At 63.9% G+C, this 14,371-nt stretch carries 12 protein-coding genes; 8 read left to right on the forward strand and 4 right to left on the reverse strand.

The genetic code is table 11. From position 1 onward, the window contains the following. Nucleotides 1-83: 83 nt before the first annotated feature. The gene (locus AC1DYR_RS03940) at nt 84-1,433 is read right to left on the reverse strand and encodes an NAD(P)/FAD-dependent oxidoreductase (protein WP_477703926.1); all 1,350 of its coding nucleotides are present in this window, start codon (nt 1,431-1,433) and stop codon (nt 84-86) included. 233 nt (nt 1,434-1,666) lie between these two features. On the opposite strand from AC1DYR_RS03940, the gene AC1DYR_RS03945 reads away from it, so the two are divergent. Then, nucleotides 1,667-2,392, forward strand: a complete 726-nt coding sequence (locus tag AC1DYR_RS03945; RefSeq protein WP_477703927.1) for a hypothetical protein — start codon at nt 1,667-1,669, stop codon at nt 2,390-2,392. A 78-nt stretch (nt 2,393-2,470) separates the two neighbouring features. After that, complete coding sequence (locus AC1DYR_RS03950) at nt 2,471-5,485, forward strand: VIT domain-containing protein (protein WP_477703928.1); 3,015 nt, start codon at nt 2,471-2,473, stop codon at nt 5,483-5,485. Between the two features lie 100 nt (nt 5,486-5,585). Here AC1DYR_RS03950 and AC1DYR_RS03955 read toward each other — a convergent pair whose 3' ends face one another. After that, nucleotides 5,586-5,717, reverse strand: a complete 132-nt coding sequence (locus tag AC1DYR_RS03955; protein ID WP_477703929.1) for a hypothetical protein — start codon at nt 5,715-5,717, stop codon at nt 5,586-5,588. Between AC1DYR_RS03955 and AC1DYR_RS03960 the strand changes: the two genes are divergently transcribed. Together AC1DYR_RS03960 and AC1DYR_RS03965 are read left to right on the forward strand one after the other, a co-directional pair. Next, nucleotides 5,716-6,693, forward strand: coding sequence for a GMP reductase (locus AC1DYR_RS03960; protein ID WP_477703930.1), 978 nt, complete (start codon nt 5,716-5,718; stop codon nt 6,691-6,693). The genes AC1DYR_RS03955 and AC1DYR_RS03960 overlap by 2 nt on opposite strands. Nucleotides 6,694-6,766: 73 nt before the next feature. Next, nucleotides 6,767-7,156, forward strand: coding sequence for a tautomerase family protein (locus AC1DYR_RS03965; RefSeq protein WP_477703931.1), 390 nt, complete (start codon nt 6,767-6,769; stop codon nt 7,154-7,156). A 9-nt stretch (nt 7,157-7,165) separates the two neighbouring features. On the opposite strand, the gene AC1DYR_RS03970 is transcribed toward AC1DYR_RS03965, so the two are convergent. Beyond that, the gene (locus AC1DYR_RS03970) at nt 7,166-8,056 is read right to left on the reverse strand and encodes an alpha/beta hydrolase (RefSeq protein ID WP_477703932.1); all 891 of its coding nucleotides are present in this window, start codon (nt 8,054-8,056) and stop codon (nt 7,166-7,168) included. Nucleotides 8,057-8,192: 136 nt separating this feature from the next. On the opposite strand from AC1DYR_RS03970, the gene AC1DYR_RS03975 reads away from it, so the two are divergent. From AC1DYR_RS03975 to AC1DYR_RS03990, 4 genes are all read left to right on the forward strand, one after another. Further along, a complete protein-coding gene (locus tag AC1DYR_RS03975; protein WP_477703933.1) occupies nt 8,193-8,879 on the forward strand; it encodes a GntR family transcriptional regulator in 687 nt (228 codons plus the stop codon). 31 nt (nt 8,880-8,910) lie between these two features. Next, entirely contained in the window at nt 8,911-9,822 is a 912-nt protein-coding gene (locus tag AC1DYR_RS03980) for a phytanoyl-CoA dioxygenase family protein (RefSeq protein ID WP_477703934.1), read from the forward strand. A 4-nt stretch (nt 9,823-9,826) separates the two neighbouring features. Next, complete coding sequence (locus AC1DYR_RS03985) at nt 9,827-11,185, forward strand: NAD(P)H-dependent oxidoreductase (protein WP_477703935.1); 1,359 nt, start codon at nt 9,827-9,829, stop codon at nt 11,183-11,185. 87 nt (nt 11,186-11,272) lie between these two features. After that, nucleotides 11,273-12,151, forward strand: a complete 879-nt coding sequence (locus AC1DYR_RS03990) for an NAD(P)-dependent oxidoreductase (RefSeq protein WP_477704129.1) — start codon at nt 11,273-11,275, stop codon at nt 12,149-12,151. Nucleotides 12,152-12,363: 212 nt separating this feature from the next. On the opposite strand, the gene AC1DYR_RS03995 is transcribed toward AC1DYR_RS03990, so the two are convergent. After that, complete coding sequence (locus AC1DYR_RS03995) at nt 12,364-14,283, reverse strand: DEAD/DEAH box helicase (protein WP_477703936.1); 1,920 nt, start codon at nt 14,281-14,283, stop codon at nt 12,364-12,366. Nucleotides 14,284-14,371 lie beyond the last annotated feature (88 nt).

Genomic DNA, 14,371 nt, shown 5'->3' on the forward strand with positions numbered 1-14,371 from the left:
GCCGGAGGCAGATTTCCCTTCACCAGCCGGGGCCGCGGCCTGCAAGGCCTCGGGGCTACACGCAGTGAGCGACCGTGGGGGCTCTAGCTCGCGTCCGTCTTCAGGATGGTCTCACCCTTGAGCGCTCCCACGTCGCGGATGGCCATGCGGTGGCGCTTCCAGCCGTCCCAGGTACGGCGGAAATTCGCCAGCGAAATACCGTAATAGATCGCCTTGAACATGCGCAGCCGCCCCCAGAAAGGCGTCTTGCCGAAAATGTCGCCCGCCAGCAGCGACAGCAGGGCTTCCTTGACGCGCAACGGGTTGGCCGGGTGCATGAACATGTGCCGGATGGTCGGGTTGGTCACGCGGTAAATGAACCACGAATATTCGCTGGGGCCCTTGCGCATCATGGCCTCGAAGCTTTTGCGCACGGCGGGCAGGTCGGCCGGCTGGTCAAGCGCTGTTGCCACCAGTTCGGCGCCGTCAAAAGCGCTGTGCATCGCAAGGTAAACACCTGACGAGAACATCGGGTCGATGAAGGTAAACGCATCGCCCAGCATCAGGTAGCGGTCGCCGGTGGCGTGGGTGCTGCTGTACGAAAAATTACCGGTGGCGTGCACCGCGTCATCGACCAGCGTGGCATTGGCAAGGCGCCGTTTCAGCTCCGGCGCCAGGGCGATGGTGTCCATGAAAAATTCGCGCAACGGCTTTTCGCGCGACTTCAGGTAATACGGCCAGCACACTGCGCCAACGCTGGTGGTGCCGTCGGCCAGCGGAATAAACCAGAACCAGCCGTGGGGGAACCAGCAGATGCTGATGTTGCCTTCGCGTTTGCCTTGCAGCCGCTCGACATTGGTGAAATGGCCAAACAGCGCCGTGCTGTTGTGTTCCTTGCTCTTGGCTTTGGAGCGCAGCTTGTTCGCCAGCAGCGTGTCGCGTCCGGAAGCGTCCACCACAAAACGGGCCCGCCAGCTGCGCTTCGCGCCGCCCTCCAGTTCCGCCTGCACGGTGGCGCCTTCCGCGTCAAACACCACATCGCGCACGGTGCAGCCTTCGAGCGTTTTTGCCCCACGCGTCGCCGCGTTGCGAAACAGCAGTTCGTCGAGATCAGAGCGCCGCACCTGCCAGGCCGAAGGCATTGATTTGTCCCAGGCGTCGGCGAATTCAATGTAGCTGCAGTGCGCGTGTTCGGGCGAAACAAACTCGATGCCCCATTTGGGCATGCCGATGCGGTCAACCTGGTCGCGCACCCCCAGGCGTTCGAAAAGCTCGACATTGGCGGGGAGCAGCGACTCACCGATGTGGAACCGCGGGTGATGCGCTTTTTCGAGCAGCACCACGTCACGCCCCTGGGCAGCCAGCAAGGCTGCAATGGTGGAGCCGGCCGGGCCGCCGCCCACAATAAGGACGTCGCAGGTGGCGGTAGAAGCAGAAGTGGGGATTTCGTTCATGGCAGGCATTGGCTATGGGTTCGCGCAACGGTATGTCAGGCACGCCGCTGCAATTGTGAAAGACTGCGCGCAGGGTAACACCGCTCGCGCCGCGCGTTCAACTTTGCCTCTTTTGAAATTGTATGGTTCAGTTTCTTCCGTCACCCAACGGTATGCGCCGGACTGCGACCGGGAAACCCGTAAATCCCCGCCCGGCCGCAGCTTCTGCGAACATAGCCGTATTTGGGGTTTTCATGACTACAGGTTTGGGCCCATCAGGGCCGACTCGGCTGGCGGCCTGCCTTTTGGCAGCGGGTCTCGGTTTTACCGGCATGGCGCGTGCGCAGTCGTCCTGCTCCAGCGACGGCCAGGGCCGGCCGGTGATGCTGCTCGAACGTTTTATCAACGCCAACTGCGACACCTGCTGGGCCGACCCGGCCACCCCGCAAGCCGCGGCCGGCCAGGTCGCATTGGACTGGGTAGTTCCTGGCGACAAGGGCAGCGACGCGCCGCTCTCCGCCGTCGCCGCACGCGAAGGATGGCAACGGCTGGAGGCGCTGCGCCAGGCCGTGCCCGCGCAGAGCCTGGCCAACACCTCGCCCATCAAAGCCATCAAGGGCGCCACCCTGCGTGTGGCGCATGGCCTGCCGCTGAGCGGTTATCTGGGCGCCTCCATCGAGCTCAAGCCCGTCCCCGCGGCCGCGAAGGGCCGGCAATGGACAGCCTGGCTGGCGCTGGTCGAAACCTTGCCGGCCGGCACCGAGGGCTCCCCGGTCGAGCGGAATTTGATTCGAAACGTGCTCCAGACCAATTGGAACGGGCGCAAGCAGCTATCAAAAACAGAGCAAAACCGGTTCTTTGATGCACGCTCCATGAGCATTGCGGAGGGCGCCAACCCGGACCGGATGCGCGTGGTGGGCTGGGTGGAAAACGAAAAAGGCCTGGTGGTGGCCGCGGCGCAGTCGCGCTGCGTGCCTTAAAAATATTTCGCGCCATTTAACCCCTTTGTGTTGCGCGCGCCGTTTCACGGTGCATCGCCAACAACAAAAGGGGTTTTCATGCCAAACGGTTTTCACGGCTTCACGGGATTCACCCGGCTGACCGCCATCCGCATCCTTCGGGCCACCGCCGTACTCTGCTTCAGCGTTCAGGCACTGGCGCTCAGCCCGATGCCGCAACCCGTCTCCAATGGCAAATTCGCGCCGCCGCCCGACTGGCGGCCGCCGGTCATCGCCGTGAACCATGCGGGCCAGCCCATCCAGCTGCGGGCCGTTTCCATCGAAGTCGACCTCTTCGGCGACCAGGCCCGCACCAGCGTTGAGCTGCGCCTTTTCAACCCCAACCCCCGCGTGCTCGAAGGCGAGCTGCAGTTCCCGCTGCAGGAGGGCCAGGTCGTGACCGGCTTCGCGCTGGATATCAACGGCCAATTGCGCGACGCAGTGCCTGTGCCCAAGGCCAAAGGGCAGGAGATCTTTGAAGACATACGCCGGCGGCGCGTAGACCCGGGCCTGCTGGAAGCCGCCGCCGGCAACCAGTACAAGCTGCGCGTTTATCCCATCCCGGCCCAGGGGGAGCGCCGCGTGCTCATCACATTCAACGAGACCCTGCCGCGCCAGCGTGATGCGGGTGTACTGAGGGTGCCGCTGGTGTTCGCGTCAAGCGTGGGCCAGTTGCAGGTGAAGGTGCGCGCCCACGGCGCCGCCCACCGGGACGTGGAACTGCTGCAGGCGCCCGCCGGCACCGAGCTGAACGCCAGCGCTACCGGCGCGGAACTGGCCCTGCAAAAAACGCACTGGCAAGCGCCCCAGGGCCCTGCGGGTTGGCTTCAGCTGGCGCTGCGCCGTACGGGCAAGCCGCAGGTCATGGTGGGCGAAACCGGCGGCAAGCCGTTCTTTGCCGGGCAGCTCGACGTGCGCGATGAGCCGGTGAAGCGGCCTGCCCCGGCCCACATCGCACTGGTGTGGGACGCATCGGCTTCGGCCGCCGCGCAGGCCCGGGTGCTGCCGGTGCTGGAGGCCTACTTCCGCAAGCTGGGCAAGCCCGTCAAGCTCAGCCTGCTCGTGGTGCGTAACAAGGCCGAGGCTGTGCGCAGCTTCACCGTCACGCCGGGCCACTTCGGTGAACTGGCCGATGCATTGCGCGCAGAGCCCTTCGACGGCTCCAGCAATTTTGACGACCTGCCCATTCCCGCCGACGTGGACACCACACTGATGGTGACGGACGGTCTGATGACGGACGGCAAAAAACTCATTCGCTACACCCACACGGCACCGGTGATGGTGATCAATGGCGCAGCCTCCGCCGACATGGCGCGGCTGGCCAGGCTGGCCGACCGCACCGGCGGAGCGCTGGTCGATGCCGCGCTGCAATCGCCCGACGAGGGCGCGCAAGCCATGCTGATGCACGGCTGGCGTATTGAGCGGCTGGACAGCCTGTCCGCACGGCAACTGGTGACGCCGACAACACGAATCAGCCAGGGCCGCGTCTCGGTGGCAGGCGAGTTGCTGGACAGCACCGCCCGTATCGACATCACCTTGGCGCACCCGGATGGCCGCAAGCGCACACTGGCGCTGCAGGTCAGCGCCAAGCCGGTCAGCGGCCACTGGCCGGGCCAGCAGTGGGCCCAATGGCGTAGCGCCGAGCTGGCTGAAAATGCCGGCCTGCACAGCGCGGAACTTCAGCGCATCGCCGCGGTGCATGGCGTCGTGGGGCTCAACAGCTCGCTGATCGTGCTGGAGCTGGCCACCGACTATGCCCGCTACAACCTCCCTGCCCCGCCAGAGCTGGCGGATGAAGTGGCGCGGCTGGGCCAACAGCAACTCGCACAGGCTACGCAGACACGGCAGGCGCACATCGAGGCCATGGTGAGGCAGTTTGACGAGAAGCAGCGCTGGTGGGGCAGGGACTTTCCAAAGGAAGCGCCCAAACATGCGGAGCCCAAGGCCGAGAAGCACATCAGCCAGGGCGGCCTGGGCAGTCTGGCCGGCACAGCGCGCTCACGCGAGCAAGCCCAAGGCGCACCCGCAGCACCACTTTCCTTCGCCCCTGCTGCCCCTGCCGCTGCAGCCCCCGCAGCCGCACCCGCCGTGATGGCCGAAGCACGCTCCGACGTCATGGACAAACGCAGCGCCAAGGCGGTTACGGCAGCGCCCGTAGCCACCATCGCGCTGCAGGCCTGGGTGCCCGACGCGCCTTACATGAAGCGCCTGCAGAATGCCGGCAAGGACGAGCTCTACCGCGTCTACCTGGACGAGCGCACCGCCTACTTGAGCAGCAGCTCTTTCTACATGGATGCAGCGGGCGTGTTCTTTGACCGCGGCCTGCCCGAACTGGGGCTGCGCGTGCTCTCCAATCTGGCAGAAATGAACCTGGAGAACCGCCAGCTGCTGCGCCTTTACGCCTACCGCCTGGTGCAGGCGCGTCGCAACGACCTGGCCGTGCCGGTGTTCGAACGCATCAGCGAACTGGCGCCCAACGAGCCGCAGTCCTGGCGCGACCTGGGCCTGGCGCTGGCTGAGAGCGGCCAGCCGCAACGCGCCGTCAACGCCTTGTGGGAAGTGGTGTCGCAGCCCTGGAACGGCCGCTTCGCCGGCATCAACATGATTGCGCTGGCCGAACTCAACGCGATTGCCGCCCAACCTGCCGCCAGCGGCCAGCCGGCGCTGGACATGAGCCTTGTGGACACGCGCCTGCGCCGCAACCTGCCGCTGGCCTTGCGTGTGGTGATGGCCTGGGACAGCGACGACACCGACATCGACATGTGGGTGAGCGACCCGAACGGCGAAAGGGCCAGCTATGCCAACCGGCTGACCCATCAGGGCGGCGCGATGAGCCCCGACGCCAGGGGCGGCTACGGGCCGGAGGAGTTTTCGCTAAAGACCGCCAAAACCGGCAAGTACGGCATAGAGGCGCAGTTCTACGGCCACCGCCAGCAGGTGCTGTCGGCCGGCACCACGGTGATGGTGCGTGTTACCACCGGGTTCGGCACGCCCCAGGCACACGATGAATGGACGACCTTGCGGCTGGCGCGCGGCCAGGAAACCGTGCGCGTCGCCGAGGTCGAAGTGCGCTGAAGCTTGGCGCCTCAAGCCCGGGTTATCAAGATGCCACTATGCATATAAAGGCTATACCGCTTTGCGGGGTAGCGCTGGCGTGAGAGGCGCATAGAATCAATCACCGGGCCCAAGCAATTGCGCCCGGTTTTTGTTTCAGCCTTGTCTTCTCATCAAGCGCCTGCAAAACAAAACCGGTCCAGTCCAAGCGCCTTCTGTTCTTCAACAGTTTTTCAAAAGGCTTGGGAATCATGGAAATCTTCGACTACGACAACATCCTGCTACTGCCGCGCAAATGCCGCGTGGAAAGCCGCTCGGAATGCGACGCCAGCGCCACGCTGGGCGGGCGCAGCTTTCGCATCCCGGTGGTGCCGGCCAACATGAAAACCGTCATCAATGAGGATATCTGCGCCTGGATGGCGAAAAACGGCTACTTCTACGTGATGCACCGCTTCGACCTGGACAACGTCCAGTTCGTCAAAGACATGAAAGCCCGCCGCGCCTACGCCTCGATCTCCCTGGGCGTGAAGAAGCCCGACTACGACACGGTGGACCGCCTGGCCGCCGAGGGCCTGGTGCCCGACTACATCACCATCGACATTGCACACGGCCATGCCGACACGGTGCAGAAGATGATCGCCTACCTCAAGCAGAAGCTGCCGGCGTCCTTCGTGATCGCCGGCAACGTGGGCACGCCCGAGGCGGTGATCGACCTGGAAAACTGGGGCGCCGACGCGACCAAGGTTGGCATCGGCCCCGGCAAGGTTTGCATCACCAAAATGAAAACCGGCTTCGGCACAGGCGGCTGGCAGCTGTCGGCGCTCAAGTGGTGTGCCCGCGTGGCGACCAAGCCCATCATTGCCGACGGCGGCATTCGCGAACACGGCGACATCGCCAAGTCGGTGCGCTTTGGCGCGACCATGGTGATGATCGGCTCCATGCTGGCGGGCCTGGAAGAAAGCCCGGGCAAGACCGTCGAGGTGGACGGCAAGCTCTTCAAGGAATACTACGGCAGCGCCTCGGACTTCAACAAGGGCGAGTACAAGCACGTGGAAGGCAAGCGCATCCTGGAGCCGGTCAAGGGCACGCTGGCCGATACCTTGCGCGAGATGGAAGAAGACATCCAGAGCTCCATCAGCTATGCCGGCGGCACGAAGCTGCTGGACATCCGCAAGGTCAACTATGTGACCCTGGGCGGCGACAACGCCGGGGAACACCTGCTGATGTAGGCCGGTGGTAACAAATGGTAGCAAGGCCGGCTCCGGCGACAATAGGCCTTGTTCCTGAAGAGACTCACTCCCCTTGCCCACCGCAGCCATTGAAGTACGCCGGCCCTATTCCGGCGAAGAAGAAAACGCCCTCATGGACGCCGTCCAGGAGGCGTTGACCTCTGCGCTGAAGGTGCCGCTCTGGACGACCTCCATCCGGCTGGTGGTCCATGAGCCGCAGCGCTTTCGTGCGCCGCCCGACAAAGGCGACCGCTACACGCTGGTGACGATCGACTGCTTCGTCGGGCGATCCCTGGAAACCAAACGCGCCCTGTACCAGGCCATCGTGCAAAAGCTCGCGCTGTGCGGCATTCCCGCAGACCACGTGAAAGTGCTGCTGCGTGAGGCGTCACGCGAAAACTGGGCGATACGGGGCGGCCTGCCGGCGTCCGACGTGGTGCTGGAGTACGACGTCGATATCTAGGCTGGTTAGCTAGCGCCTGCTACCCGCCAGCAGCTGCAATGCAAGCTGATGCAGCCGGTTGGACGGCTCCGTTACCGCCTCCAGGATGCTGAAATGGTTGCGCCCCAGATGGGACTCGCAGACCGGCACCACCCCGGCGCCCCAGGCCTGCTGGATCAACACGTTCTGGCGCAGGAACTCCGCGCTTTCGTCGGCACCTGCCACGCTGTACAAGGTACCGCGGCCCGGCGCCGGCAGCAGGGCCGGGCTGGCCTTGAGCACCTGTTCAGGCGTGAGTTTCAGCGAATCCTTCAGGAAAGGCGTGTGGCGCATGGGTTCAAGGTCGTACAGGCCTGAAATCGACAGGGCATTTTTCAAAAGGTCTGCCGGCAGGTCACGGGCATAGGCCTGCCAGTCGCACGCCATCAGCATGGCCGCCAGGTGCCCACCGGCTGAATGGCCCACCACCGTGATGCGGGATGGGTCCCCGCCGTAACGGGCAATGTGGCGCCAGGTCCAGGCCAGCGCCGCCACCATCTGCATCGTGATCTGGGGAATGGTCACCGCGGGGCACAGCGCATAGTTCGGCACCACGACGCAAGCGCCCGTCTGCGTAAAGGCCGGCGCCACAAAGGAATGGTCGGCCTTGTCGAGAGACCGCCAGTAGCCGCCGTGGATGAACACCAGCACCGGCGCACCGGCCTGGCCGTGGGTGCCACCATGGGTGGCGAAATCACCCGCCGCAAACACGTCGAGCATTTCACCCGCATGGTTGCCATAAGGAATATCGATCTGGCAGGGCACGCGCTTGCGAATGGCCTGCGAGCTCTCAGCCCAGCGCGTGAAATACACCCCGTGGTCCGGCACCAAAGCCCGGTTGTTGTACATGCGGTCAAGCCAGGCGGGATCGGGCTGGGTCATTGTTCTTCTCCTGAAAGTGTCAAAACGGCTTCAACGGGTGCCATCTTGGCACAGCCCGGCCACCCGCAGCCCTTTACGGGTAAACCCGAAATTTCAGTCTCCAGATAGCAGTGTATTCTGTATACAGAGTATGAATATGCCGCAACAACTGATCAAAATCGAATCCACTCCCGACCTGGTTGACCAGGTCTACCGCAGCCTGCTGGACGCCATCAGCGAAGGTTCGCTGGCGCCGGGTGCGCGCATCATGCAGGAAGACATTGCCGAGCAACTCGCGGTGTCGCGACAACCGGTGCTGCAGGCTTTGCGCCTTCTGAAGAAAGACGGCTTTGTGCTGGACGCCCCGGGGCGCGGCGTGCTGGTGGCGCCACTGGACGTGGCCTGGCTGGTGCAGATCTACCAGGTGCGCAGCGCACTCGATGCGCTGGCCGCCCGGCTGGCCGCGCAAGGCCGCTGCCGGCTCGACCCGCAACTGATCAGCCAGGGCCGCAAGGCCGCGCGGGGCGGCGACGTCAAGGCCATGATGGCGGCCGACGCGCAATTTCACGCGGCCATTTACGCCGCCTCGGGCAACCCGCTGATCGCCCAGAGCGCGCAGCTGCACTGGCACCACATCCGCCGCGCCATGGGTGCTGTGCTGCAGGTATCGACCATGCGCGAATCGATCTGGGATGAGCACGAAGCCATTGCCGAGGCCATCGCGGCCGGTGATGAAACCCGGGCCGAAACACTGATCCGCGAGCATGGCGAGGAAGCGGGCCACAACCTCGCCAACCTGCTGTCCAGCGCACTCGGCCAAACCGGCGCTTGTGCGGCGCCCTGAACACCCGACAACACGCAACAGGAGATATGCGATGAAACTGACCCCGGAGCAACTTGCGCAATTCGATCGCGACGGCTACCTGTTTTTCCCCGGCCTCTTCACGCCCGAAGAAACCCGGGTACTGAACGACGCCGTGCCCGAGCTCTACAGCCGGCGCGAAGACTACAACGTGCGTGAAAAGGGCAAGGACGCTGTTCGTACCAACTTCGCCGCGCACATGTACAGCGAACCTTTTGCCCGGCTCGCGCGGCACCCGCGCATGATCGAGCCGGTGGAAGACCTGCTGGGCGAAAAGCTCTACATGCACCAGTTCAAGATCAACGGCAAGATGGCTTTTGAGGGCGATGTCTGGCAATGGCACCAGGACTACGGCACCTGGCTCAACGACGACATGATGCCGACCGAGCGCGCGATGAACGTGGCCATCTTCATGGACGATGTCACCGAGCACAATGGCCCGCTGATGTTCATCCCCGGCAGCCACAAAAAGGGCGTGGTCAATGCGAAGCATGACCTCACCACCACCAGCTACCCGCTCTGGACGGTGGACAACGACCTGATCCGCCAGCTGGTGCAGCGCGCCGGCGGCAAAGGCACTTACGACGCGGCTGGCCGCCACGTCGGAGGCGGCATCGTCAGCCCCAAGGGCCCGGCCGGCTCGATGATTTTGTTCCACTCCTGCCTGGTGCACGCCTCGGGCAGCAACCTCTCGCCTTTCAACCGGGTGAGCGTGTACCTGAGCCTGTGCGCGGTGAGCAACCACATCCGCCGCCACAAACGCCCCGAATACATCGCGCACCGCGACTTCACGCCGATTGAATGCCTGCCCGACGACTGCCTGCTCAAAGACTACCCGGTGGACTTGCCGTGGAAAGACGGTGTGCCGGCGAGTGCGCTGCAAACATCGATGGAAGAAATCGCGCCCGAACGCAAGGCGGCTTGAGTTCATGAACCTTTACACCAAACTCCAGCAACGCGCGGCCGAAGGCAAACCGGTGCGCATCGGCCTCGTAGGCGCCGGCAAATTCGGCTCCATGTATCTGGCGCAAGTTCCGCGGACACCGGGCGTGCACCTGGTGGCGATTGCCGATCTGTCGCCTGCCGCTGCGCGCGCCAACCTTGCCCGTGTAGGGTGGAATCCGGCTGTAACGCAAGCTGAATCTGCGCAAGAAGCTATCAAAACAGGAGCAACCTGGATCACCGACGACTGGCGGGCGGTGGTCACGCATCCGCAGATCGACATTATTGTGGAATGCACCGGCAACCCGATTGCGGCGGTAGAGCATTGCCTGAAAGCCTTTGAACACGGCAAGCATGTGGTCAACGTGACGGTGGAAGCCGACGCTTTCTGCGGCCCGCTGCTGGCGCGCAAGGCAGCTGAGGCCGGCGTGGTGTATTCACTGGCCTTTGGCGACCAGCCGGCACTCATTTGCGACCTGGTGGACTGGGCGCGCACCTGCGGCTTCCCGGTGGTGGCGGCAGGACGCGGCCACAAATGGCTGCCGCATTTTTGCGAATCAACACCCGAGACAGTGTGGGGCCACTACGGCCTCACGCCCGAGCAGGCCGAGCGCGGCGGGCTCAACCCGAAGATGTTCAACAGCTTTCTCGACGGCTCCAAGCCGTCCATCGAATCGACCGCCGTGGCCAACGCCACGGGCCTCACGGTGCCGAGCAACGGCCTGCTCTATCCGCCGGCCAGCGTTGAAGACATTCCGTACGTCACGCGGCCCATCAGCGAAGGCGGCGTGCTTGAGCGCAAGGGCATGGTCGAAGTGATCTCGTCGCTGGAAGCCAACGGCCGCAAGATTCCCTACGACATCCGCATGGGCGTCTGGGTCACCGTGGAGGCCGAGACCGACTACATCAAGAACTGTTTTGAGGAATACAACGCCCACACCGACCCGAGCGGGCGCTACTTCACCCTGTACAAACGCTGGCACCTGATCGGGCTGGAAGTCGGCGTGTCGGTCGCCAGCGTGGCGCTGCGCGGTGAACCCACCGGTGTGGCAACCTGCTGGAACGCCGACGTGGTGGCCACCGCCAAACGCGACCTGAAACCCGGCGACATGCTGGACGGCGAAGGCGGCTACACCGTGTGGGGCAAGCTGCTGCCGGCCGATACTTCCATGAAGATGGGCGGGCTGCCTCTGGGCCTGGCGCATCACGTGAAGGTCCTGCGCGCGGTCAAAAAGGGGCAGAGCCTGAGCTGGGCCGATGTGGCGATGGACACATCGACCCACGCGTGGAAAGTGCGCCAGGAGATGGAAAGCATGTTTGCGCCGGCGATGAAAAAAGCCGCCTAGAAAGCTGCCTGACAGCCTTCTTCCTGCCGGTTCCTTCATGATGGCTCAAAGCCATTCTGAGGACACGAATTGACCATCACCAGCGACATGCCCCTGCCCCGCATCGCGCTTTTGGGTACGGGCATCATGGGCTTGCCCATGGCCAGGCGCCTGTGCGAGGCGGGCTACACACTGCAGGCATGGAACCGCACGCCGGGCAAGGCCGACTCGCTGGCGGCGCTAGGCGCTACGCAACACACGCAAGCCGGTGCCGCGGTGGCCGCTGCCGACATCGTCATCAGCATGCTCGAAAGCGGCCCGGTCGTTGAAGACGTGCTGTTCACGCAGGGCGTGGCCGCCGCGATGAACCCGGGCGCGCTCTTTTTAGACATGGCGTCCATCCAGCCGCGCGAAGCGCGCGACCATGCGGCGCGTCTGGGCGCATTGGGCATCGCCCACGTGGATGCGCCGGTTTCAGGCGGCCCGGGCGGCGCGCAAAGCGGCACGCTGGCCATCATGGCCGGTGGCAAGGCGGAAGATTTCGCGCGAGCCCTGCCTGTACTCAAGCACCTTGGCCACGCCGTGCATGTGGGCCCGCACGGCAGCGGCCAGCTCACCAAGCTGGCCAACCAGATGATTGTGGGCATCACCATAGGCGCGGTGGCCGAGGCGCTGCTGTTCACCGCGCGCGGCGGGGCCGACATGGCGAAAGTCAAGGAAGCGATTACCGGCGGCTTTGCCGACAGCCGCGTGCTGCAACTGCACGGCCAGCGCATGCTGGAGCGCGACTTCGCGCCGCGCGCCCGCATGGACATCCAGCTCAAGGACATGCGCAATGCGCTGGCCACCGCACAGGAGATCGGCTTTGAAGCACCGGTCACGGCACTCTTTGAACGGCTCTATGCCGAAGGTGTTGAAAACGGCCTGACCGATCTCGATCAGTCGGCGCTTTTTGTCGAGCTGGCCAGCCGCAATGGCATGAGCTGACTTGTGCTGCCCATGCAGGCATGCAGGCATGCAGGCAACCAGCCTTTCTTCATAAAATTGGCCTGCAAGCCAATTCCAACCAGCGCAAGCAGCTATTAAATTCATAGCAATCAGCACGATATGAGCCGGTCACACCCATGAAAAATGCCGCTGCAAATTGCTCTGCAGCGGCATTTTTCTGAAGGCGGCCACCAAGGACCGTCTTTTAACGTTCAGTCACGCGCTGGCTTGGAAAACTTGCCGGCCTTCTTGGCAGCGTCGCGGGGCACAAACACCTTGCCAGCTGGCTTAGCAAAGCCGCCTGGCTTGCGATTGGCAAAGTCAGGGCGCGGTGCAAAGCCTTCGTTGCGGGCGCCGAAATTGCGGTCTTCACGCGGCGCGAAACCGGTGTTGTTGCCGCCACCAAAACCACGGTCATCCTGGCGGCGCGGGCCGCGGTCATTGAAACCGGAACGATCGCCATAGCCACCTTGTGGTCCGGGCGCGCGGCCCTGGAAGGGAGCGCGGTCGTCACGGTCATTGTGACGGGGAGCACCGCCGCCGAAACCACCGCCAGCACCACCACCAAAGCCGCCTGCCGGCTTGCGGCCGGCATAGCCGCCGCGATCACCACCACCGAAGCTGCGGCCACCGCGGTCGCCGCGGTCACCACCGAAGTTGCCGCGTGGGCGGTCGGAGGTCGGGGCAAAACGCTGCTGTGGCTCGAGTCCGGCGATCACGCTGGGCTTGAGGTTCTGCTGCATGTAGTGCTCGATGTCCTGGATCTTGCGGCGATCGCGGAATTCGGCAATCGTGATCGCCTGGCCTTCGCGCCCGGCACGGCCGGTACGGCCAATGCGGTGCACATAGTCTTCAGCTTTCATCGGCAGGCCGTAGTTGATCACGTGGGTGATCGACGGAACGTCCAGGCCGCGGGCAGCCACGTCGGTCGCGACCAAAATCTGGACGCGGCCATCGCGGAAAGCCATCAGGCGGCGGTTGCGCAGGCCCTGGCCCAGCGCGCCATGCAGCGCCACGGCGCTGAAACCTTCCTGCACCAGGTCATTGGCCAGGCCGTCACATTCAACCTGGGTGCAGGCAAACACGATCGACTGGTTCATGGTGGTATCGCGCAGCGAATGGTCCAGCAGCTTGCGCTTGTGGGTCATGTTGTCGGCCCACAGCAGAGACTGGGTGATCGACGCATGTTTTTCGTGCGGCGAGTCGATCTCGACGCGCTGCGGCTGGCGCATGACGCGCGTGGCCAATTGCATGATGCGCGGCGCAAACGTGGCGCTGAACATCATGGTCTGCTTGCGTTCGATCGTGAGCTGGTTGACTTCGGTCAGGTCATCGGCAAAGCCGAGGTCCAGCATGCGGTCGGCTTCATCGACGACCAGGAACTGCACCTGATCCAGCTTGATCTGCATGCTGCGCTGCAGGTCGAGCAGACGGCCAGGGGTGGCCACCACGAGGTCGGCATTTTGCAGCTTGGCAATTTGCAGCTGGTAAGGAATGCCGCCCACCACGTTGGCAATGCGCAGGCCGCGGCAATGGCGAACCAGGTCGATCGCGTCGGCGCAAACCTGTTGGGCCAATTCACGCGTCGGGCACAAAATCAGCGCGCCGGGGGTGGCGGCCTTGAAGTTGCGTGGGCTGGTCGGGTCCTTGCGCTTGGGTTTTTTCAGGGGTGCTTCGCCGCGGGCGACGGCTTCGGCGCTCAGGCGTTCAAATTCGGAGCGCTCAAAACGCTCGGCTTCTTCCTGCTGTTTCAGCAGGGTGTGCAGCACGGGCAGCAAAAAGGCTGCGGTCTTGCCGCTACCGGTCTGGCTGGAAACCAGCAGGTCGGTGAACTTGGCTTTGGGGTCGCTCTTGGCGTCGTGGTCCAGGGCCTGCATGGCCTTGGGGATGGTGGCCATCTGCACGGACGTCGGCTGGGTAAAACCCATGTCAGCGACAGCTTGCAGGAGTTCCTTGGCCAGGCCCAGCTTCACGAAACCATTAGGTTCGGCTGCTACGGCTTCCAGGGAGGTGGGAGCCATCGAAGGCTCGTCCGAAGAAAAGTCCGGAATCACGTGGATCACGGCTTCAGCGGTGGTATCAATATTTGTGTCGGGCAAAACGTCGCCACGAGCCTCAAAAGAGTCAGTCATGTTTTTTCTCACTAATCACCTGTGCGCAACGCTTTTGGCGAAGGAACAGGAAACTTCACCCCCGCGATGCGGAGGATTCGTTCATGGT

This window comes from Polaromonas sp. P1_F9, from assembly GCF_056405615.1.

Coding starts and splice junctions, on each gene's coding strand:
- AC1DYR_RS03960 (WP_477703930.1), top strand. CDS start 5,716: ATGGAAATCTTCGACTACGACAACATCCTGCTACTGCCGCGCAAATGC.
- AC1DYR_RS03950 (WP_477703928.1), top strand. CDS start 2,471: ATGCCAAACGGTTTTCACGGCTTCACGGGATTCACCCGGCTGACCGCC.
- AC1DYR_RS03985 (WP_477703935.1), top strand. CDS start 9,827: ATGAACCTTTACACCAAACTCCAGCAACGCGCGGCCGAAGGCAAACCG.
- AC1DYR_RS03970 (WP_477703932.1), bottom strand. CDS start 8,056: ATGACCCAGCCCGATCCCGCCTGGCTTGACCGCATGTACAACAACCGG.
- AC1DYR_RS03975 (WP_477703933.1), top strand. CDS start 8,193: ATGCCGCAACAACTGATCAAAATCGAATCCACTCCCGACCTGGTTGAC.
- AC1DYR_RS03995 (WP_477703936.1), bottom strand. CDS start 14,283: ATGACTGACTCTTTTGAGGCTCGTGGCGACGTTTTGCCCGACACAAAT.
- AC1DYR_RS03990 (WP_477704129.1), top strand. CDS start 11,273: ATGCCCCTGCCCCGCATCGCGCTTTTGGGTACGGGCATCATGGGCTTG.
- AC1DYR_RS03980 (WP_477703934.1), top strand. CDS start 8,911: ATGAAACTGACCCCGGAGCAACTTGCGCAATTCGATCGCGACGGCTAC.
- AC1DYR_RS03945 (WP_477703927.1), top strand. CDS start 1,667: ATGACTACAGGTTTGGGCCCATCAGGGCCGACTCGGCTGGCGGCCTGC.
- AC1DYR_RS03940 (WP_477703926.1), bottom strand. CDS start 1,433: ATGAACGAAATCCCCACTTCTGCTTCTACCGCCACCTGCGACGTCCTT.
- AC1DYR_RS03955 (WP_477703929.1), bottom strand. CDS start 5,717: ATGATTCCCAAGCCTTTTGAAAAACTGTTGAAGAACAGAAGGCGCTTG.